Raw genomic sequence first — 22,184 nt, 5'->3', positions numbered from 1 at the left:
TAAATTTCGAAAGTGAACGTGAGCCAGCCTTGAGAGCTGGCTCCTGTTTTTAAGGCAAGCTGAGCAAAATTTTTCCCTGCATCGCTGTACCGTTTAACGCTTCAATCGTGCTGGCGTAACTTTCCATATTGCCCCGATGAGCAATCAACGGATCAAGCTGGAGGCGTTTCTCTGTCAACAGCCTGGTGGCTGTTTCCCATTCTGTCCCCGGCCACGGGCTAGAGTAATTCATCCAACTGCCGAGCAGAGTGAGTTCTTTCCGGAGAATCTGTCCGAAGACGGTGGATGCCAGCATCAAATCTTTATGCAGTGTTCCAACCAGTGCAACCTGGGCCCGTGGCCCAGCAATTTCTATCGACAATGAGACGGTCTGCGGTGTGCCTGCCGTTTCGAGAATCAGTTGATCAAATTGATGCTCTGCGAGCACAGATTGAATATCAGCCGCACTCATTTCACGGCTGTTCAATGCGTGAGTCGAGCCCAGGGTTTTGGCTAATTCAAGTTTTTCCGGGTTGATATCCACCGCGGTAATACTTTTCGCACCCAATTCACGTGCACACTGCATCGCTAGCAAACCAATGGTTCCTGCCCCGACGATGACCACGTTTTTCCCCTCGCAGCCGTGAGCCAGGTTGAAGGCATGCAAGCCGACGGTGATAGGCTCGATGAACGCGCCATCCTCAATGGGCATTGTCGACGGTAGACGATAGAGGTTCGCGCGTTTAACCACCACATATTCAGCGTTTCCGCCTTCACTGCGTGAGCCGATAAACTGATATTGTTTGCAGAGTGAGAAGAATCCGTGTTTGCACTGCGGACACGTAAAGCACGGCAGGAGAGGCACGCAGGCAACGGCGTCGCCGGGCAGCAGGTCGCTCACCTCACAGCCGTAAGATTCAACATAACCGCTAAATTCATGTCCTAACGTTATCGGATAATAGTGCGCGCCTTGGGCGAAAATACGCGGAATATCTGACCCGCAAAGCCCGGAACTCACGATTTTGACCAGCACGTCATCCTTTGTTTTTAACTGTGGAATAGGGCGTTCTTCAACGCGCACTTTTCCCTCAGCGTGGACTACCACTGATTTCATACGATTCTCCAGAAAGATGCGGGGGAGCGCAGGCCCCCCCAAAGTATTAAGAGAGGTTTTCGGCCTGTTGAAGGGCTGCAGCTTTTTCAGAGGCGATATAGTTACGCGCCCGACGCCAGGTCAGCAGCACGCCGGTCAGGTAAACCACGGCGATAATGACGAAGCCGATGATGTTCTGCCAGGTGAAGAGTTGAATAAGCAGCCAGGTAATCGGCGAACCGCCTTGGTCCATTGAGGCCACCATGCCTCCCGCTTTCAATGCTCCGGCATTTTGCGCTAGCTGGGTATGTAAGCCGATGGTTTGTGTGGCAATCCACAGCGTGATCCCCATAATGATGACGCCTGAAATTAGCGTGCGGAACAGGTTGCCCTGATGAACCGCAACCGCCATCGCCACGAAGAAACCGATAGTTGCCAGGTCGCCAAACGGCAGGACCTGATTACCCGGAACCAGAACGGCAATCAGAATGGTCAGTGGAATGAAAATCAGGCTCGCAGAGACCACCGAGGTGTGCCCCAATAGCAGCGCAGGATCCAGACCAATCAGGAATTCCTGACCGCCAAATTTCGCCTGCAGACGTTTACGTGCATGCTTCGCTATCGGCGTTAAGCCATCCATAATCGGTTTGATGACTCGGGGCATCAGCAGCATGACGGCTGCAGTTTTCACCGCCAGTTGCAGGACGGCTTTGGCGTCATAACCCGCCAGCAGCCCGATTACCAGGCCCATCACAAAGCCGACGGTGACGGGTTCGCCGAAGGGGCCAAAACGTTTCTGAACGTCATCGGCGCTGAAGTGGATGCGGTTAAGTCCGGGGATTTTCTCAATGATCGTATCGACCAGTACGGCGATTGGCCCGAGATAAGCAGAAGACCCGTGTGGGATCGCGATGCCGTCGAGTTCGAAAAAGTCGCGCGTGTCTTTCGCAAACCAGTCGCCCAGTTTATAGACAAAGGCGGCGTGAAGGACGACCCCGAGAATACCAATCCAGTATGAACCGGTAGCCAGGTGCAACATCGCGCCGGTAAAGGTCATGTGCCAGATATTCCAGATATCGACGTTGACGACGCGGGTCATGCGGGTGACGAGCATGACGATGTTAACGCCAATCGCAATCGGAATGGCAACCAGCGCAATTTGCGAGGCCCAGGTCATCGGAGATGAACCCGGCCAGCCGATATCCACTACGTGCAGGTTTATCTGGAACTGTTCCGCCATGGATTTTGCCGCAGGTCCAATGGAATCCAACATCAAACCAATCACCAACCCAATACCGACAAACCCAATGCCGATATGCAGCCCTGATTTAAAGCAGTCGCCGAGCTTCATCCCCAGTGCTTTAGAGAAAACGATGATCACCAGAGGTAGCATCACCGTTGGGCCTAAGTCGAGGATATAACGCATTATTTCACTAAACATGGCGTTACCCCACGAGGATGTTCAGGATTTTTTGCTGCAGGGCTTCGATACCGACGCCGGAAACAAACGGCATACCGTGAATCACGGGGATATCGCCAAAGGTACGATCAACGCGTGCGGTGGTGCAGATAAGATCTGCGCCATCCATATAAGTTTCGATTTCCGTTACCCGACATTGCACTAAATCGAGAGTGATATTGTTCGACTCGCAAAGCTCTTTAATCTCTTCTGCCGCCATGGTTGACGTTGCTACTGCACCACCGCAGGCCACAATGATTTTACGTTTCATAGGGTATTCCTTTTATTATCAGTTTCTTATTAGTTCTGAACGCAGAGTTGAGGTTCCAGAACCGTTTCCCGGAATAGCGTGGCCAGTTCGGTATCAGGGGCGCTTAGCAACGCTTCAAGGGTGTCCGGGTTTTGCAGCTCACCAAAAAGACGACGCAGCAGCTTCAACTGTGCCGTCGGGTTTTCAACGATCAGGGCGATGATTAAGGACGCGTGGATCTCCGTGTCATCGTCAGCCTGCTGAAATTTCACCGGGCTGGTGGGACGAATCAAATACAACGCCGGTGATTTTGCATGTTCAGCCTCGCAGTGAGGGATAGCGATGGCATGATGTTCAAGCGCAATGCCGGTTGGGTACACGGCTTCGCGCTCCAGCAATGCCGCTGGGTAGGTGTCATGCACGACACCTTTGGCCAGCATTTCTTCACCAATATGCGCCAACACCTGCTGGCGCGAGCTGAAGTTAATTCCGGTTCGAACAAAGAGTTGGCTCATAAAATCTCCGGATTCAGGCTGCTTGTGCCGTACAGCCAAAACGATAGGCCCTGAGTACGTCCTGAATTTTGTCGATAATCAGGTTGTGCGGGGTCAGAGTGAGAGAACCTTCGGACAGGCGTTCAAGCTGAACCGGCATAAACTGGCTGATTAATCCCAGTGGAAGAGAGACCTCATTCAGATTGGCAGTCAGTTTCTCTACGCTCTGTCTGATACGCGGATGAGGCCAGTAGTAGCGGGTCCGGTCGGAGAGACTGAAGTGAATATCGACCATCGCCTGGCTCCAGGTCGGGTGATAATACTTCTTCCAGTAACCCGGTTCGTTGAGCATCACCTCATCAATCACTTCCAACACGTGGCTACGACGCTCAGGAGAGACCAGTTCGTTTTCCATTTGCGCCAACGCAAAGATGGCTTCTCGTAATGCAAAGGTGAGCGCCGGGCCAACTTTCAGGATTGCATAGTGGTCGCGAACCAGCGCGTGGTATGCCTGACGGGTTTGATAGTCCGTAGAGTGAGCCTCGTAGACCATCGGGGTTTGCTTTATCCAGCCAGACAACGCTTCGGCGGCATGCGGCTGATAGTGAATGATCTGGGTATGATCGAATTCCACCCCAGGCTGCACGACAATCGCAATCACCCGGCTGAGTGCGTCTTCCAGCCCTAATGCGCGGAAGGCGATTTGATGGGTTTCGAGGGTGCGGGCCGCGTCTTTCTCGCGTGTGACATGAACCGTTCCGATGGTGCTGGCTTCCCCGCCGGGAACGGGAACTTCGGTGCCGATGACATACGTCAGAGCGAGTTTTTGTTCTTCCGTGACTGTGGTTTCTGCGGTCTTGCAAAGGATGGCTGCACGTTCAGCGACGACCATTGGATCGAGCGGCGTAGGGTCATCAGCACAGGACATCGACGCATCAAGGTGGATTTTGCTGAACCCTGCCGCGACATAGGCCCTAATCAATTCAACGGATTTTTCCATGGCGACTGCGGCGGCTTCGTTTTGCCAGCAGTTAGGCCCCAGATGATCGCCGCCGAGGATCAGCCTTTCAGATGGGAAACCGATGTCTTTCGCAATCGCATAGACAAAGTCCCGAAAGTCAGCGGGTTTCATTCCGGTATAACCCCCAAACTGATTTACCTGATTCGAAGTTGCTTCGATAAGCACTTTATTGTCGCTATACAGATCGAAACGTAAGGCGGCCTCAATGACCAGCGGGTGCGCCGAACAAACGGAGCAAATCCCCAAATGTTCACCGCGTTTATGTCGAGCAATTATCTCTTTCACTACGTTCTCCGAAAGTGGTTAAGTCTTTAAAATGAAATGATTAAGTTCAGGTGCTACAGCTTTCCTTCACTGCCGCAATCAAAAATGACTTTCTGCACGACCTGCTTCATCGCTGATTTGGCGGGGATCATGTAATGCCGAGGATCGCTAGCATCGGGGTGAATGCTCAAATAGTCTTTAAGAGCATTGGCGAACGCCATTTTGAGCTCGGTCGCGACGTTTACTTTGCAAATACCCAGCGCAATAGCGCGGCGAATATCCTCTGTCGGAAGCCCTGATGCGCCATGCAAAACCAGCGGGATATCGACCTGCTGACGAATTTCTGCCAGACGATCAAAATCGAGTTTGGGTTCACCAACGTACAACCCGTGGGCGGAACCAATGGCGACCGCCAGTGAATCAATACCGGTTTTTTCAACGAATTCTCGTGCCTGAATCGGATGGGTATACAGCGCGTCTTTGGCGTCAACGGTCAGATCATCTTCCTGACCGCCCAGGCGCCCCAGCTCAGCTTCCACGCTGACGTCATAGCGATGGCAGTCGTCGGTAACGCTTTTCACTAACGCGATATTTTCGGCAAATGCGTGGTGGGAACCGTCGATCATCACCGACCGCACGCCTGCTTTCACCTTTTGTTCAATGTCAGTTTCGCTTTCATGGTGATCGAGGTGGACTGCGAGAGGATGGTTGTAGCTTCTGGCGAGTTCTGCGGCGATCGCCACGATATTCCCAATTCCTGCGTAGCTGAACGTTCCCGGGGTACCGGCCACAATCAGCGGAGAGCGGAGCTCCGATGCGGTTTCAACCACCACCTGCAGCGTCTCGAGATTGTGGATGTTGAAAGCAGGGACGGCATATCCTTCACGCTGGGCCTTCTTTAACATCGCTTTGGTCGAAATGATGAACATTCTTCCTCCGAATTCTTTCGTTTGTTTTCTTCGAAATAAAATATAGGCTTTCGGAATGTTGTTTTGTGATTTAGATCGAATAAACGAAATAATCGAAAGTAATGGAAGGGTTTTGAAAGTGTTCACGTTGAGGAGATTCATAAAGGGCAAATCATGTTCACCCTTGATGAAGGGGGATTACAAACTCTGATTCACCAGCCAGCGGGCGAAATCATCCATCGCCGGGGTTTGTGGTCGGGCCTGCAAACGCGTGAGCCAGTAACTTCCGAGATTAATCTCGCATTCAAAGGGTTGCGTGATGCGCTCGCTGTTGAACAAGTGGGTGAACATATTCACCGGCGCGATGGCAACACCCATTCCGGCTTGGGCGGCTTCCAGCATCGTCACCGACGAATCAAAAACCATCACCCGATGCGTGGGCGACGGAGATTGTTCGCCTACCGCCTCGAACCAGGAATTCCATTCATCGCGTCGATATGAACGCAGCAGCGTGAATTGCAGAATATCGCCCGGCGTGCGCAGCGCCGCAGCCAGTTCGGGGCTGCACAGCGGTGCCAGCGGGGCCGAGCATAAAAACGTGGCGTCGGTATCGTGCCAGGCGCCGTTGCCGTAGCGAATGGTGTAGTCCAGCCCTTCAGCGGCTGGGTCTACCCGGTTGTTGTGCGTGGATAACTGCAAATCGATATACGGATAACAACGCCGGAAATCCTCCAGCCGGGGAAGCAGAAATCCGGTGGCAAACGTACCCACCACGCCGACTTTCAGTTTTTCTCGCTCATGGGAAACCGCGAACCTGTCCAGCATCCCCGCGATGCGATCGAACGAATCATTCAGTACTGGCAGCAGGTTTTCGCCTTCCGTTGTCAGCCGTAATCCACGCGAAACGCGGACAAACAGCGGGCAGTTCAGATGTTCTTCCAGCGCTTTGACTTGCTGGCTGATGGCCGAATGGGTGACGTTGAGCTCGATGGCGGCGTGAGTAAAGCTAAGGTGTCGCACCGCGGCTTCGAACGCACGCAACGAATTTAGCGGGATGTAGCTACGTGTCATGTTTTTTCCGTTAGAAAATCTTAAGGCTACTGCTAAATTTAATCGTTTGTTCGCCACAGTCAATTCCCGCAGACTGAGCCCGTCTGATGTGCCAGACTCTCTGTCATGTTACTTATGGAAGAATTTCAATGATGAAAAAAACACTCTGCTGCGCGCTGGTTCTGAGCGCCTCCTTTTCCGCCTTTTCCGCACAAAAAACATTGAGTGACAAACAGTTAGAAGAGGCTGTCAATCAAACGCTCAAACCGATGATCACAGCACAGGCCATTCCAGGCATGGCGGTGGCGGTGATTTATCAGGGCAAGCCGCACTACTTTACCTACGGCGTGGCCGACATCGCGAAAAAACAGCCGGTGACGACGCAGACGATTTTTGAGCTGGGCTCCGTGAGTAAAACTTTCACCGGCGTGCTGGGCGGCGATATCGTGGCGCGCGGGGAAGTGAAGCTGAGTGACCCGGCTACGAAATACTGGCCAGAACTGACGGGTAAGCAGTGGAAGGGCATCACTCTGTTAGATCTGGCGACGTACACCGCTGGCGGCTTGCCGCTGCAGGTGCCAGATGAGGTCGATAATCAGGCCGCGTTGCTGAAGTTTTACCAGAACTGGCAGCCGGACTGGGCGCCGGGAACGCGTCGTCAGTACGCCAACTCGAGCATTGGCCTGTTTGGTGCGCTGGTGGTGAAACCATCCGGGATGACGTTTAACGATGCGATGCGTCAGCGCGTTCTGCAACCGCTGAACCTGAAACATACCTGGCTCACCGTTCCGGCCAGTGAAGAAAATCATTACGCCTGGGGATATCGTGATGGCAAAGCCATGCACGTCGGGCCGGGCATGCTGGATACCGAAGCCTACGGCGTGAAATCCACCATCGAAGATATGGCGAGCTGGGTGCAATACAACATGAACCCGCAGCAGGTAAAACAGCCGACGCTGCAAAAGGGGCTGGAGCTTGCGCAGTCGCGCTACTGGCGCAGCGGCAGTATGTATCAGGGCTTAGGCTGGGAAATGCTGAACTGGCCGGTTGCGGCGGCGACCGTCATTAACGGCAGCGATAATAAAGTGGCGCTGGCGGCTTCGCCAGTGACGGCGATTGATCCGCCAGTTGCGCCGGTGAAAGCCTCTCTGGTGCATAAAACCGGGTCGACTAACGGTTTTGGCGCGTACGTGGCGTTCATTCCTGAAAAACACATCGGCATCGTGATGCTGGCCAACAAAATGTACCCGAATACCGAGCGGGTGAAAGCGGCAAATACCCTCCTCAGTACGCTGCAATAAGCCGATAAAAAACGCCCGGCGGTGCGTTCATTGCCGGGTTATTTGTTGTCAGCTTTAAACCACCTACCTGGGAGGTGGCGATGGTCCCTGTGAGGCTATAGCCTGAAGGCAGCCCATGCCAGAAAATGCCAGCTTACTCATTGGCATTGATGCAGTGTTCAGTGTGTTGACGCAAATCGGCACGCTTGACGAGGCGTTTCGTGGCGCATTCGACAATATCCAGCGCACCTCGCGTAACGTGGCCGCGACGCTGCAAATAGGGATGCGCTCGAAGGGTGACATTGCCGCGCAAACCCTCTATACTTCGCGCCGAAGCTGACCAGACAGTCGCCGCTTCGTCGTCGTCCTCTTTCGGGGGGAGACGGGCGAAGGGGAGGAAAGTCCGGGCTCCATAGGGCAGGGTGCCAGGTAACGCCTGGGGGGGAAACCCACGACCAGTGCAACAGAGAGCAAACCGCCGATGGCCCGCGCAAGCGGGATCAGGTAAGGGTGAAAGGGTGCGGTAAGAGCGCACCGCGCGACTGGTAACAGTTCGTGGCACGGTAAACTCCACCCGGAGCAAGGCCAAATAGGGGTTCACAAGGTACGGCCCGTACTGAACCCGGGTAGGCTGCTTGAGCCAGTGAGCGATTGCTGGCCTAGATGAATGACTGTCCACGACAGAACCCGGCTTATCGGTCAGCTTCAACTTCTTTGAAAACAATAAGTTGATGTATCTCAGGCACTTAGACGCATAAATGAGATACGGAATGGGATACATCAACGATTGTTACCTACCTCATACGCTTCAGCGTAACGGCGTTTTTTACGCCTACCTCAGATACCCAAACGAGACGGTAAGCCACGACTGGTACTGATATTTGGGACGCTTGTCAGCTCAAAGCGGTGCATGTCAAAAAACTTGCTTAATACCCTCTCCAATTGCGCCATTGGATATTCATGTCATTATCCATGACTACACACGGAAATAAGGGTAAAACCGCAACAAGGCCCTTTGGCACCGCTATTCCACAGGGAGCAGGTTACAATCGCTCTAACTAAATGAATTTATTTTTGAACGCTCCTCTCCTACCAAAAATCTCATTTGGTACTATCCTTTTTGGGTAAGTAATTAAAGTCATGAAATTCGTTTTTTTAAGGTCAAAAAATACCTCACGGATTGGAAAGAGAGAGATACAAAAATGATGAAGATAAAACCGTTGGCATTGTTATGTGCCGGATTGATGATTTCAGGTTCTGTTTTAGCTGCCGACTATCAGTTTTCTGCTGACAGCAAACCAGCCACTGATGTGACTAAAACTAAAAACGAAGCTGTGTATAAGCAACTCGATTTTGCCAGCAAAACTGATTTCGAAAACGTGGATAAAGGGTTTATCGCTCCACTGCTCAATAACGGTGACATCCCTGGCGTGATCAGTGCGACTGGCATGAACTTTATGCAGAACAAAGAAGCCCCTGCATCAGTGAACCCAAGCCTGTGGCGCCATGCTCAACTGGTTAACCGTGGTGGGCTGTATAAAGTTTCTGATCATATTTATCAGGTTCGTGGGCAGGATATTTCCAACCTCACCATCATCGAAACCAACAGCGGCATCGTTCTGTATGACGTAGAGTATTCCGTGGATTCGTTCAAAAAATCCATTGAGCTTTATGAAAAAGAGCGTGGTAAAAAACCGCTGAAGGGCGTCATCATTTCCCACAGCCATGCTGACCACTTTGGTGGTTTTGCCGGGATTTACGCGGCAGGTCTTGCAACGCCTGAAGACATCAAAAGCGGCAAAATTCCGTTCTACGCACCAGAAGGCTTTGTCGAAGAAGCTGTCAGTGAGAACGTGATGGCGGGTAACATCATGGCGCGTCGTGCTGGCTACCAGTACGGTAACGTTCTGAAGCAAGATGCATCCGGCACTATTACCGCTGCGCTGGGTCCAGTACTGGCGAATGGTGCTTCCTCCCTGGCTATTCCAAACCATTTCATCACTAAAGATGGTGAAAAAGCGACCATTGACGGTGTGGATTTTGTCTTCTACCTGACGCCTGGTGCAGAAGCACCAGCGGAAATGGTCGTGTATATCCCGCAGTGGAAAGCACTGTCTATGGCAGAAGAAGTTAACCACCTGCAACACAACATCTATACCCTGCGTGGTGCCAAGACTCGTGATGCAAGTGAATGGGCATCCTACATCAATGCCGCGATTGCGCGTTGGGGCAATGATGTTGAAGTCCAGTTCGGCCCACATACCTGGCCTGTCTGGGGCAACAAGAACGTTGTTGAGTATCTGAAAGATCAGCGTGACGCCTATCAGTCTCTTTACAACACCACCATTCGTTACGCCAACTACGGTTACCGTCCGGATGATATCGCTGAGAATGCAAAGCTGCCTGAAAAAGTGTTCAACAAGTGGGACAACCGTCCGTACTACGGTAATACCCGTAACAACCTGAAATCGACCTATATCAAAAACCTTGGCTGGTTCAGTGGCAACGCTGTGGAATTAGCGAAATACCCTGACGCTGAGCGTGGCAAACGCTATGTGAAAGCAATGGGTGGTGAAAGTAAAGTCGTTGATTTGGCTGTTCAGAGTTATAAAGAAGGTGATTATCGCTTTGCGGCTGATCTCCTGAACAATATTGTTTCCTACGATGCATCGAACAAAGATGCCAACTATCTGCTGGCTGATGCCCTGGAACAGATTGGTTATCAGGAAGAAACGGCACTTACCCGTAACCTCTATCTGTCAGGCGCTCACGAACTGCGTGTGGGCGGAAGTGTACCGAACAAGTTAAGCACCGCTTCTCCGGAAGTTATTGCTAATTTGCCACCAAAACTGTTGATGTCTTATATCAGTATGATTTCGGATCAGATCAAGGCGGAGAAACTGGGTAACCATACTATTGCTCTGAATATGGATGGTGATAAGTTCCTGCTTGATCTGCATAACGGTGTGCTTAACTATGTTGAGCTGACTGACGATATGCCAGCGCAGAAAGCTGATGTTAATGTTCAGATTTCGAAAGTTGATCTTATTGCAGTTGTTGCAGGTAAAGAGAAAATGGACGATCTGCTCAACAACGGCAAAGCGAAGGTTGAAGGTGATCGTGAAGTGCTGAAGCAGATTGCTTCCACGCTTGATACCAAAATCAAGAATGATATGAACCTGGTTCTGCCACTGCAACAGGCTAATCAGATTCAGTAGTAATCGTGAAGTTATAAAGTATAAAACAACGGGTGGCATAAGCTGCCCGTTTTTATTGTTACTCTATTTTAATTCGATTGCGCTATGGCGTATGATCTCGATACCTGCAAAGTTCGTCTCTAAGGTCATGCCAAGTGCGTGCCGGTTTACATTAGTAACCTGAGCCCTCAGGCACCGCCACCTACTTAGGATTTGTAGGCTGGGTAAGCGTTAGCGCCATCGGAAAAAAACGCACGGATCGCCATCTGTATATAACAAACACACTCGCGAAAATTTAAATTAATACTTTCAGCCATAAAGCGATAACGCCGGTTTATTATTAAACGACTTACTAATGGCGTATTTTTTTGTGCGTGGTAATCTTATTGATGAAATACCATCAGGTTTTGCCACGTGCATTATTCCTCCCCTGGCGGTAACCCTATTATTCGTTAATTACCTGTATCTTCCGACAGCTCCCCATGGTCCCCTATGATTTTTCGTTATTTTAAAATATCATCCTCTCTGACCGGAGCTGTCAGAACCCTCTTTATTGCATTTTATTGCATGGTGTTTGCTATTGTTTCAACGGTAGTCTATCTCGACCGCCAGAGTCTGCTGGACACCATCAGCCACAACCTGTTTGTTTCCAAGACCAGCCTGCTTAAATCGGCGGTTGAGGACTACGTTAATATTCCGCGTCAGGCCGATTCGGTACTGAGAGATACGTTCAAACATTATCAGACTGACAATATCGCAGTCAGCGATGTATATGACGATATCATGAACGTGATGAACGATGTCTTCCAGAGCAATATCGACCTGAATGTGCTGCAGTTTGGCAATCTTAAGGGTGATTACATCGGCATCAGCCACCGAAGCGATGGTGGTAAAGAAGAGTATCTGACCTTAAAAGACGCCTCTACGCACGACGTTTTGGTCTCGTACGCCGGGTCGACAACGCGTTCGACGGTGGTCATGCAGAACCCGCATTACACGATACATAACCGGCCATGGTATCAGCCGGTGAATGAGTATAAGAAGCCACTGTGGACGCCGGTGTATCGTGACCTCAGTACCGAAAAAGAGGTCGGTATTGCCTACAGTGTGCCCGCATTTAATAGCAAGGGGCAGTATATTGGCGTGATTTCCAGTGAACTGCATTTGCAAAATTTGAGCAAAATGCTGCGCCGCCAGCGCCCTTACCGGGAGAGTCATTTACTCATTCTGGATGAGCGCGAGCAGATTGTGGCCTCATCGTCGCACCGCCTCGCACCGCACGTTAATTCAGAAATGGTGCTGCCAACGCTGACCAAAAATACTTCCCCGATGATTGAGAAAATCGGAAAGGCACTTCTGGCTGCTAGCCCGAATGAGGTGATTAATCTTAAGCTAGATGGTGACCGTTATTACGCCACGCGTTTTCCTGTTAACGATGCATCCGGTGAATTGAAATGGCAGGCGGTGGTCATCATCCCGGCGTCGGCAATTATCGCGACCGTAAAGCTACATGATAAATTCATGATTGTGGCGTTGATCCTGACTTTCCTGCTCAGCGCTGCGCTGGTCCACGTGGTGCTTACCCGCATTACCTCGCCGTTACGTCAGATTGCACAGCGCACCAAAGAGCTGGAATCTGGGCAGTGGTCAGAAGGCAGCGATCGCTACCAGTTTCAGGAAATCGCCGAGCTCGAATCCGGTTTTAAGCATTTGTCGCAGCGATTGACTGACAGCTTCGAACAGATGCGTAAGAAAATCGAATTTGACCCGTCCTCCGGTCTTTACACTCGCAGTGGCTTATTAAATGATGAACGGATTTATTACCATCATAACTTAGTCGCGCTGGTCCATGTGGCCAATATGAAGTCGATCATGAACACGCTGGGTAATAAGTATGCGGATGCGTTTATTACTGAGTTTATGCGGCAGGCAGAAGCCGTTCTGCCAACCAATATTATTGTGGCGCGCGATAATATTGATAAATTCATTATTGTTTTTCCGGGTGTAAACCAGGAGAGCGATTACATAAAATATCAGAGTATTATTAACTCGCTATTCTCGTTGAATAATAAATCAGGCAAAAACGGAACGGGGAATATTCTTTTTGCCGGTAACGCGGGTATGGTATTGCAGGATATTACGCCAGAGACGATAACCGATATCTTAATGCATGCCTGGATAGCCCTGCGTCACGCTGAAAAATCGGGCAATGCACAAACGCGGTTATATCTGCCTGAAATGCTGGAAACGGAGCTGACCAATATCCGCCTGCATGATTCTCTCGGCAGCGCGATGGCCAGCAATGAGCTGTTCCTGGTGATTCAGCCGATTGCCGGACCGGATGACAGCGCAACGTATATGGCCGGTGAGTGTCTGGTGCGCTGGCACTCTGAAAAGCTGGGTGAAATTCCGCCAGAGGATTTCATTCCCGTTGCCGAAGAAAGTGGGCTGATCATTCCGCTGGGTCGCTGGATTATTGAAGAAGCGTGCCGCGAACTGTCCGCAATGATTAAGCGTGGGGCGCCGAAGGATTTCCGACTGCACATCAACATTTCGGCAATTCAGCTGCTGCAAAACGGTTTTGCCTGGCATTTGATGGATACCATCCAGCTGCATGGCCTTAAAAATGAAAACATCTGCATCGAGATTACGGAAGTCGGTCTGGATCGCGATATGGCTCAGGCTTCCCAGGTACTGAACTATCTTCGACGCCACCAGATCTGCATCTGCCTGGATGACTTCGGCGCCGGTTTCTCCAGCATGTCTTATTTGCATTCGATTCCGTTCGACAGCATCAAAATTTCAAAGCATTTGATTTCGAATCGACTGAATAATGAGAAGAGCATTTGTGTCTTTAATTCATTGTTAACGTTGGCGAAAGGTTTCCAGGTGCCGCTGATTGCTATCGGCATTGAGGATGAAGATACCCGGAAACATTTCTTCGCCCTCGGCTGCGATCAGGTGCAGGGCTACTATCTTGCCCATCCGGCTCCGTTTTCCTCTTTGTTTTATGGTTCTGAACAGGTCGCCAGCGATAAGGACGCTGCAGCGCTGACCGCTCAACATGACAGCGCCGGTCAGGAGACTCTCTGATGTTCCGCATGCTTAAAAAACGCTCGATATCCTTCGCGAGTACGCTCATCCTCAGCCTGATGGTTTGCACGGTCATCATGTTGTTGCTATTTTTCTTCCTCCAGCGCCGGGACATTAGCAACTGGTATACGGAAATAGCGCAAAAAACGCTGACCCAAAAAAGCCAGTATCTCAGCCATCGAATCAATATGTATCTGAACGAGCCTCAGCGCGCGGCCGAGTTGATATCTGATTTGGTCAATGCCTCTTCGGGCATTGATTCTCCTGCCGTTGAGCAGCAGCTGAAACATGTGCTGGGCCATGACTTCGTCTCTTCTGATACGATCTCACGGATCGGTCTGGCGACGGCGGACGGGAAGTATGTCGCGTATGAAAGAGATAAGGCGACAGGGGCGATTTTCCCGATCAAAACTTCTTCTACCGTCAGAGACAGATTAGATATCTATCGCACGGCATCGAAGGATTCGGACATCGTCGGACACGTTGAGCACTACAACATTTTCTCGCGTCACTGGTTTGTCAAAGCGATGACACAAACCCGGCCTTTCTGGACCAAAAATTATTATCACATGTCGACCAGCAATGGCCAGGCGATGAGCTGGCGCATGCCTTTATACGGCGACAGCCGGGCTTTCAAGGGCGTTGTTTTTGCCGATATTAACCCTACGGTTATCAGCAACTACCTTACAAAATCGGCGCCGTCATCGGATAGCACGCTGCTACTGCTGGACGATCAGCAGCAAATTATTTCGTCTTCTCGCCCTCAATATCTCGCGTCGGGCGACGAAAACCAGAAAGGACAGCACGTCAAACTGCGAAGTATTTACGCTTTCCCGATGCTTAAAGCCCTGCTGCAGGGTGAAAACGAACAGTCCACATCATCGCGAATCATTACCCATAAGGGCGAAGACTATTTTGTGATAATGCATCCGGTTCGCGACCTGTCGGGTCAGTTTAATGGTTCACTGGTGCTGATTGCGCCGAATCTCCATCCTTACACCCGATATAAAACGTCTCATTTCATGACTCTCATTATGCTGTCGACGCTGGCGCTGTTCTTTATGCTGTTGATGATTATGTTGGTGAGAAACTTTTTCTATCCGTTGCAACGATTGGTCCAGAAAACCCGCTGGCTCGGCAAACAGTCGTGGGAAACGGCAGAACAGGGGACGTTATTCACGGAAATAGCCGTGCTCGAAGAGGAACTCAGCAAGGCGTCTGGCCTGATAACCGGCATGCTGAATGAGCAGAAACAGCGCATTGAAAAAGATAAAGATACCGGCATTCTGACGCGCGAAGGCTTTTTGAATGAGCCGTCACTGTATGATGGTCGCAATTTATTAGTGATGATCCGCGTGACTAATTTCCGTGATATGCGCAGTACGCTTGGCCACGTATATGCCAGGCGGTTTATTCGTTTCTTTGCTGAAAGCCTTATTCAGCTGGCGCCTGCGGAGAGTATTTTCTGTCGCTACTCTGAGGATTTGTTCATTGTGACCTTCCCTGGCCACAACGAGCAAAAAGATCTCGATACCTATTGGGGACTGATCTCGTCGTTGTTCCATGACACGCCAGCCCGACAAATCCAAAACGATCCGGAAGATGCGTCACATGTTTTCACCGGTCAGGGCGGGGCTGTGCTGGAGACAATCACCACGGGTAATCTGGCCGATTGCATGATGAATGCAGGCCTGGCGCTGCAGCAAATCCGCACGGGCTCGAACCGCGAATATGTCCTGTTCACCCCAGAGATGCGGGAAAGTGAACTCAACAATATCCGCATGTTCAAGGCACTGCGTGAAGACCTGCTGAATGATGGATTCCATCTGGTACTTCAACCCATCGTCGACCTGGATAATAGCGACACGTTTACGGAAGGTGAATGCCTTATTCGCTGGCAATCTGCCGAACTCGGTTTTGTTCCGCCGGATGTGTTTATCGGCCTGGCAGAGCGCACCGGTACCATTATCCGTCTGGGTCGATGGATTATCGAAGAAGCCTGTCGTGAACTGGCGGCGTTTATCGCTCGCGGCGCGCCGGACGATTTTAAGCTGCACATCAATATCTCGGCGGTACAGCTTCAGCAGACCGATTTCTCCTCGCATCTGTTGACCTGTATTCAACATAACGGGCTGATTAACAGCAATATTTGTCTGGAAATTACCGAAAGCGTGCTACTGCAAAACAGTCAAAAGGTCATTGAAACGCTCAATTATCTGCGCCGTCTGGGGCTGTCTGTTGCGATTGATGATTTTGGTAGCGGCTATTCAAGCCTGTCATATCTGCATTTGCTGCCTTTCGATTGTCTGAAAATCGACCGCGATTTTGTGAAAGGCGTGCTGGACGACCGTAAGAGTGAGGCCATCATTTCGTCGGTGATTATGCTGTCGCAATCTTTCGGGGTACCGCTGGTTGCCGAAGGGATAGAGACCGTGGAGATGGGCGAAAAACTCGAGTCGATGGGATGTGTGAAAGCGCAGGGTTATTACTACTCGCGCCCACAGCTTTTCTCGGCCTGGGTACCGCAGAATGGGGTGATAACAGTGAAGGCTAACGGGTCCGTGCTATGAAAAATTCGCATCAGCTAAAATCAGAAAAGAAGCTTTTTTTGATCGTGCTTTCAGTGATGGTCGTCATCGTGAATGCGTTCACTTTTTATATTTCGTTTTCTAACGCCAGAACCAATGTTGAGTTGGTCACCTCGCGTGTGGTGCGCCTGATTACGAAAGACACGCAAAATAACAGAAGCATGGCATCTGACCTGAGTTCGATGCTGCAATTGCCGGACAGTATGCTGAACCAAAGCATGGGAATCGACAGCAATAAATTCGCAGGCACAGTGAATGAACGACTGAGCGACAGCGAGCTTCCCGCATGGAAAGCGGATATTGATGATGCTCACCGTAAGAAATTCACCATTTTGCGCTCGTTCTGGCGCAATTTTAGCGATGCCAATAAGTCCCGATTTACGACCTACTATACCGACGGTGACACCGGCTACTATTACGTTTTTAACACCGAAAAAGCCATTGAAATACAGGGCGCTAATCCACACTTTCGTCTTTCTGGCTACATAGAAGCCACATCTTCGCTGCTGAGAAGCAATCGTGGGTATGTCGTGCCGGAACTGTTTTATAGCAATGTTTACCAGGATGCCATTTCGAAATTACCGACGATCACTATCGGTAGCCCGGTGGTGATTAAGGACTTCGTCGGTCAGGGAAGTCGAATGTCTGGGATTATCGCTATCGATTACACCCGAAACGACCTTGCCTCTCTATTCCGTGATGCTTTTAATGAACTGAGTATCGCCAATTCCGGGTATGACATTCGTATTCATAGCCTGAAAGGTAATGATATCGACATGAATATCTTCCCGGATAACGGTTCGTGGCTCGATTTTAATCTCGGGGATATCAAACTGGTAAATGGCTTCTGCCTGAGAACTCGAGTGAGCTTTACCGAACTACTGCGCATTAAGCTTGCAGGTTTTATGTTCGCTAATATCATCATGCTGTTTTTCTTTATGGTCTTTACGCGCTCCCACAGAAGAATTGAGCTGATGATGGATAAACTCACCACCGATTCGCTGACCGAAGCATTGTCGCGGGAAGGCGGGAAAATCGTGACGGAAAATATTCCTAACAGCCGCAATACTATTCTGGTTGCGATGGATTTAAATGATTTCAAAACTATTAACGATACCTGGGGCCATCATGCAGGAGATGAGGCCCTTATCTTCTTTGCTCAATATCTACTGGAATCCGTTCGTCAGGGTGATCATCTGATCCGAATGGGCGGTGATGAGTTTGTTTTGTTATTACAAAATATGACACTTGCACAGGCGCATCAGATGATGGCGAAGCGGGTTGCGGAGCTTTCTTGTTTCCCCTTTGAAAATACAACGCTGCCATTATCGTTCTCTTACGGCATCAGTGAACTGACGCATGGCTTTACTGAGAGCTATAAAAGAGCGGATGAAGAACTGTATGAAATGAAAAAGCAGCGCAAAAGCCAAATGGCAGAGCTGCAGCCTGCCGTTTAACTTTTGAGACGTTGAAACGCGCATTTAGTAACATAATCGGCGGCAGCGATGCCGCCGTTTCGCTTATATTTTACCAGCTGTTTCTACCGCCATAACCCGACATGCTTTCTCCACAATCCTGTCACAATGATTAACTGACTTTGCATTTGTCCTATATCGCCTGACGGAGCGGGCGACATACTTATTGATGTGAACGCTTCTACATTAATTCCGAGAGGATTAAAAAATGAAAACAACTTCTCTGCTGACAGGTGCTGTCTTTATGTTACTTTCCGCTACCGCTCTGGCTGCGGGCCCTAAACAGGTTGATTCCGATCAGGCAAGCACGCTGCAACAGATGGGCACCGTGCAGGTTTCTGGCCTGGCGGGCTCCTCTGATGATGCTGTTCATGCCCTGAAAGCCAAAGCGGCGCAGGAAAATGCCGGCCACTATCAAATTGTCGGACTCGGTAATTCTGGCGATTCCAGCCTGTGGGGCGGCACCGCCATTATCTATAAATAAGCGATATTCCTGCCTAAGGCCGCCTGTGATGCGGTCTTTTTTTTCATTTACATTCAAACATGTATTCATGAAGTGTCATACTTCTTTACTGTCCATCGCGAAATAATATCTCTGTCTACTTAAAGGATATTAACGATGAACAAAATGACCCGCATTGCACTGCTGACTGCTTCCCTGATTGGTTTCACTGGCGTTGCCCAGGCTGCAAACACCGAGGTTGCTCCGGCGCCTTCTCAGGATCCAATCGTTCAGCATCTGAAGCTGACCAACGATCAGGTCGCAAAAATCCAAAGCCTGCATGACGAAATGGAAAAAAGCGTTGAACAGGTATCAATGAAAGACGTGAAAGATGGCGCGCTGATTGATGTTATCCACTCTGGCAAATGGGATGAGCAGGCGGTGAAAACCCAGCTCGAAGCGTTCAGCAAAGTTGAGCAGCAGACCCGCTACTACCGTGTGAAGTACTACTTCGACCTGAACCAGGTTCTGACGCCAGCACAGCGTAAGCAGATCCAGGACGATTTGATTCAGTCCATCAATAACTAAAAATACAGCCCCGGTTAGCCATAGCCGGGGTCTTTTTTTCCAAAAAAAACCAATGTGATCTGCCTCCCACATGCACCAGTGATAGAATACTTTTCTCTATTTGCATTGATGGCTAAAAAAACTTCCCTTTTAGTCGATGATTAATCCCGTAATGGCGATTTTTTTCTCCAGTCCCTCGAGTATGATTTCTTCATTCTAAAAGCTCGCCTGCACTACGCACCGTATATCGCACTCATACGGTTCTGAAAAATAATAAAACCTCTACCTGGATGCGAGATCTTTATGAAAACGACTACCAACAATAGCGTCGTTATAGACAGCATTATGCCCGTTCGGGGCAATATGACGGAAAGCGAGTGGCAAGCAGCCATTAAATTCGACAGTACCGATACCGGTTGGGTCATTATGAGTATCGGTATGGCCATCGGTGCCGGAATTGTTTTTTTGCCGGTTCAGGTTGGATTAATGGGGTTGTGGGTATTTCTGCTCTCTTCTCTAATTGGTTATCCGGCAATGTATTTATTTCAGCGATTATTCATCAACACTCTTGCTGAATCGCCAGAATGCAAAGACTATCCAAGTGTGATCAGTGGTTATCTGGGTAAAAATTGGGGCATTCTGTTAGGGGCGCTCTATTTTGTGATGCTGGTTATCTGGATGTTTGTGTATGCCACCGCCATCACCAATGACAGCGCTTCGTATTTGCATACTTTTGGCGTAACCGACGGTTTACTCTCTGATAATCCTTTCTACGGGCTAATACTTATCTGTGTCCTGGTGGCGATTTCGTCCCGTGGTGAGCAGTTGTTGTTTAAAGTGTCGAGCCTGATGGTGCTGACCAAGCTGTTGGTCGTCGCCGCATTGGGGATATCGATGATAGGTCTCTGGCATCTCTACAACGCCGGATCACTGCCACCGATGGGGCTATTGATTAAAAACGCCATTATTACCTTACCTTTTACACTGACTTCGATTCTGTTTATTCAGACGCTCAGTCCGATGGTGATTTCCTACCGTTCCCGGGAAAAATCACGCGAAGTGGCGCGTTATAAAGCGTTGCGAGCGATGAATATTGCATTTGGTATTCTGTTCGTCACGGTCTTTTTCTACGCTGTATCATTTACCCTCGCAATGGGACACGAGGAGGCGGTAAAAGCGTATGAGCAGAATATTTCTGCGCTGGCAATTGCGGCACAGTTTATTAGTGGTGAGGGGGCCGGTTGGGTAAAAATAGTCAGCGTTATTCTCAATATTTTCGCTGTGATGACCGCGTTCTTTGGCGTCTATCTGGGTTTTCGTGAAGCGACACAGGGGATAGTTATGAACCTGCTGCGCCGTAAATATCCGGCTGATTGCATCAATGAAAAATACGTGCAGGGGGGAATTATGGTGTTTGCCATCTTACTTTCCTGGAGCGCAATCGTACTTAATGCGCCGGTTCTCAGTTTTACCTCTATCTGTAGCCCCATTTTCGGCATGGTAGGTTGTCTTATTCCAGCCTGGCTGGTCTATAAAGTGCCTGCACTGCATAAATATAAAGGGCTGGCGCTGAAGGCCATTATCATCACCGGTTTACTGTTGTGTGTATCGCCATTTCTCGCCTTCTCCTGAGACGAGTCTGTGTATTTCCTGAGGAAGAATGAAGGTTGAAAATATGTTGAACCCTGAATGTTCTGCGTTATGGGAAAAGTTTATCCACGCTGTGCGTGCAGAAGTGAAGCCAGCACTGGGATGCACCGAGCCGGTATCGCTGGCGCTGGCGGGGGCCGTCGCGGCGGCTCAACTGGAAGGCGAGGTTGAACGCATTGAAGCCTGGGTTTCCCCAAACTTGATGAAAAATGGCATGGGCGTTACCGTACCGGGAACGGGCATGGTCGGGTTGCCGATTGCAGTGGCACTGGGCGCCATTGGTGGCGATCCGCAGGCCGGGCTGGAGGTGCTGAAACAGACCGGGCAGGCTGATATTGTGCGGGCAAAGCGATTGCTGGAGGCGGGCAGCGTCTGTCTCCACGTGCAGGAACCCTGCGACGATTTACTCTATGCGAAGGCTAAAGTATGGCGCGAGGATCGCTGGGCCAGCGCCACCATTGCCGGTGGACATACCCGTATTGTCGCGGTCGAAAAGCAGGGTGAAACGCTCTTTTCTTCTCAGCCTGTTGCCGGAAAACAAACGGAAGACGAGCCACTGGACATGATGTCCCGGACTTCGCTGGCTGAGATCCTCCATTTTATTGAGCATGTTCCGCTGGCGGAGATTCGTTTCATCCTTGATGCGGCGACCCTTAACGGTGCGCTTTCTCAAGAAGGTTTGCAGGGACGATGGGGATTACACATCGGCGCGACGCTGGAGAAACAGCGCCAATGCGGGTTGATGGGATACGACCTGGCGTCAGAGATTGTGATCAGAACGGCTGCCGCATCGGACGCCAGGATGGGAGGCGCATCGATTCCGGCGATGAGCAACTCTGGCTCAGGGAATCAGGGGATCGCCGCCACCTTGCCGGTGATGGTGGTGGCCGAACATATTCATGCCGACGACGAATGCCTGGCGAGGGCGCTGATGCTCTCTCATCTCACCGCCATATACATTCATGCCCAGCTTCCGCGTTTGTCCGCGCTCTGTGCTGCTACCACGGCATCGATGGGGGCGGCAGCGGGAATGAGTTGGCTGCTGGACGGGCGCTATGCCACGCTGGCGAAGGCCATCAGCAGTATGATTGGTGATGTTAGCGGGATTATCTGCGATGGCGCATCAAACAGTTGCGCAATGAAAGTTTCCACCAGCGCATCATCGGCGTGGAAGGCGGTGCTGATGGCACTGGATGACACCGCGGTCACCGGCAATGAGGGGATTGTGACGCATGATGTGGAGGACTCGATAGCCAATCTCTGCGCGCTGGCCTGTCAGGCGATGCAGCACACCGACCAGCAGGTCATCGACATTATGTCGCATAAAGTCACTCAGCGGGCAGGGCGGCAGTAACGTCTTTTGGTACTGAAATG

At 50.5% G+C, this 22,184-nt stretch carries 16 protein-coding genes, 1 other RNA gene and 1 pseudogene; 11 read left to right on the top strand and 7 right to left on the bottom strand.

The annotated features are described in order from the left end of the window. Window positions 1-49 precede the first annotated feature (49 nt). The 7 genes from gatD to ampR form a co-directional block, all read right to left on the bottom strand. Window positions 50-1,093, bottom strand: a complete 1,044-nt coding sequence (gene gatD, locus MUU51_RS09140) for a galactitol-1-phosphate 5-dehydrogenase (RefSeq protein WP_258967637.1) — start codon at window positions 1,091-1,093, stop codon at window positions 50-52. A gap of 46 nt (window positions 1,094-1,139) precedes the next feature. Next, window positions 1,140-2,513 carry a galactitol-specific PTS transporter subunit IIC gene (locus MUU51_RS09135; RefSeq protein ID WP_159772130.1) on the bottom strand — a complete coding sequence of 458 codons (1,374 nt, stop codon included), beginning with the start codon at window positions 2,511-2,513 and terminating at the stop codon, window positions 1,140-1,142. A gap of 4 nt (window positions 2,514-2,517) precedes the next feature. Then, entirely contained in the window at window positions 2,518-2,802 is a 285-nt protein-coding gene (gatB, locus tag MUU51_RS09130; RefSeq protein ID WP_159772127.1) for a PTS galactitol transporter subunit IIB, read from the bottom strand. A gap of 29 nt (window positions 2,803-2,831) precedes the next feature. Next, window positions 2,832-3,296, bottom strand: a complete 465-nt coding sequence (gene gatA, locus MUU51_RS09125; protein WP_159772124.1) for a PTS galactitol transporter subunit IIA — start codon at window positions 3,294-3,296, stop codon at window positions 2,832-2,834. Between the two features lie 13 nt (window positions 3,297-3,309). After that, entirely contained in the window at window positions 3,310-4,581 is a 1,272-nt protein-coding gene (gatZ, locus tag MUU51_RS09120; RefSeq protein WP_258967636.1) for a tagatose-bisphosphate aldolase subunit GatZ, read from the bottom strand. Between the two features lie 53 nt (window positions 4,582-4,634). After that, the gene (locus MUU51_RS09115; RefSeq protein ID WP_258967635.1) at window positions 4,635-5,489 is read right to left on the bottom strand and encodes a tagatose bisphosphate family class II aldolase; all 855 of its coding nucleotides are present in this window, start codon (window positions 5,487-5,489) and stop codon (window positions 4,635-4,637) included. A 177-nt stretch (window positions 5,490-5,666) separates the two neighbouring features. Beyond that, window positions 5,667-6,539 (bottom strand): LysR family transcriptional regulator AmpR, encoded by an 873-nt coding sequence (gene ampR, locus MUU51_RS09110; protein WP_258967634.1) that lies wholly within the window; start codon window positions 6,537-6,539, stop codon window positions 5,667-5,669. A 128-nt stretch (window positions 6,540-6,667) separates the two neighbouring features. Between ampR and blaBUT the strand changes: the two genes are divergently transcribed. The 11 genes and pseudogenes from blaBUT (at window position 6,668) to MUU51_RS09055 (ending at window position 22,164) form a co-directional block, all read left to right on the top strand. Beyond that, the gene (gene blaBUT / locus MUU51_RS09105; protein ID WP_258967633.1) at window positions 6,668-7,819 is read left to right on the top strand and encodes a BUT family class C beta-lactamase; all 1,152 of its coding nucleotides are present in this window, start codon (window positions 6,668-6,670) and stop codon (window positions 7,817-7,819) included. A 142-nt stretch (window positions 7,820-7,961) separates the two neighbouring features. Continuing rightward, window positions 7,962-8,138, top strand: a pseudogene (locus tag MUU51_RS09100) (hypothetical protein); the annotation flags it as partial. Further along, window positions 8,131-8,509, top strand: an RNA gene (gene rnpB / locus MUU51_RS09095) — RNase P RNA component class A. The pseudogene MUU51_RS09100 and the gene rnpB, both read left to right, overlap by 8 nt. A 491-nt stretch (window positions 8,510-9,000) precedes the next feature. Next, the gene (locus tag MUU51_RS09090) at window positions 9,001-11,016 is read left to right on the top strand and encodes an alkyl/aryl-sulfatase (protein WP_159772106.1); all 2,016 of its coding nucleotides are present in this window, start codon (window positions 9,001-9,003) and stop codon (window positions 11,014-11,016) included. Between the two features lie 546 nt (window positions 11,017-11,562). Further along, window positions 11,563-14,088 carry an EAL domain-containing protein gene (locus MUU51_RS09085; protein ID WP_258967632.1) on the top strand — a complete coding sequence of 842 codons (2,526 nt, stop codon included), beginning with the start codon at window positions 11,563-11,565 and terminating at the stop codon, window positions 14,086-14,088. After that, complete coding sequence (locus MUU51_RS09080) at window positions 14,088-16,658, top strand: EAL domain-containing protein (RefSeq protein ID WP_258967631.1); 2,571 nt, start codon at window positions 14,088-14,090, stop codon at window positions 16,656-16,658. The genes MUU51_RS09085 and MUU51_RS09080 overlap by 1 nt, the downstream gene beginning before the upstream one ends. Next, window positions 16,655-18,133: a GGDEF domain-containing protein gene (locus tag MUU51_RS09075; RefSeq protein WP_258967630.1), complete on the top strand. Its 1,479-nt coding sequence runs from the start codon at window positions 16,655-16,657 to the stop codon at window positions 18,131-18,133. Before MUU51_RS09080 ends, MUU51_RS09075 begins: the two co-directional genes overlap by 4 nt. Before the next feature lie 226 nt (window positions 18,134-18,359). Continuing rightward, window positions 18,360-18,635, top strand: coding sequence for a YdgH/BhsA/McbA-like domain containing protein (locus MUU51_RS09070; protein WP_159772074.1), 276 nt, complete (start codon window positions 18,360-18,362; stop codon window positions 18,633-18,635). Window positions 18,636-18,770: 135 nt separating this feature from the next. Next, on the top strand, window positions 18,771-19,181 hold the full coding sequence (locus MUU51_RS09065) for a Spy/CpxP family protein refolding chaperone (RefSeq protein ID WP_159772071.1): 411 nt from the start codon (window positions 18,771-18,773) through the stop codon (window positions 19,179-19,181). 282 nt (window positions 19,182-19,463) lie between these two features. After that, window positions 19,464-20,792: an SLC5/6 family protein gene (locus MUU51_RS09060; RefSeq protein ID WP_159772068.1), complete on the top strand. Its 1,329-nt coding sequence runs from the start codon at window positions 19,464-19,466 to the stop codon at window positions 20,790-20,792. A 43-nt stretch (window positions 20,793-20,835) separates the two neighbouring features. Beyond that, window positions 20,836-22,164 (top strand): L-cysteine desulfidase family protein, encoded by a 1,329-nt coding sequence (locus tag MUU51_RS09055; protein WP_258967629.1) that lies wholly within the window; start codon window positions 20,836-20,838, stop codon window positions 22,162-22,164. The last annotated feature ends 20 nt before the right edge of the window (window positions 22,165-22,184 follow it).

This window comes from Scandinavium manionii, assembly GCF_024764775.1.
GTDB lineage: Bacteria > Pseudomonadota > Gammaproteobacteria > Enterobacterales > Enterobacteriaceae > Scandinavium > Scandinavium manionii.
This window is presented reverse-complemented; position numbering and strand designations above follow the sequence as displayed.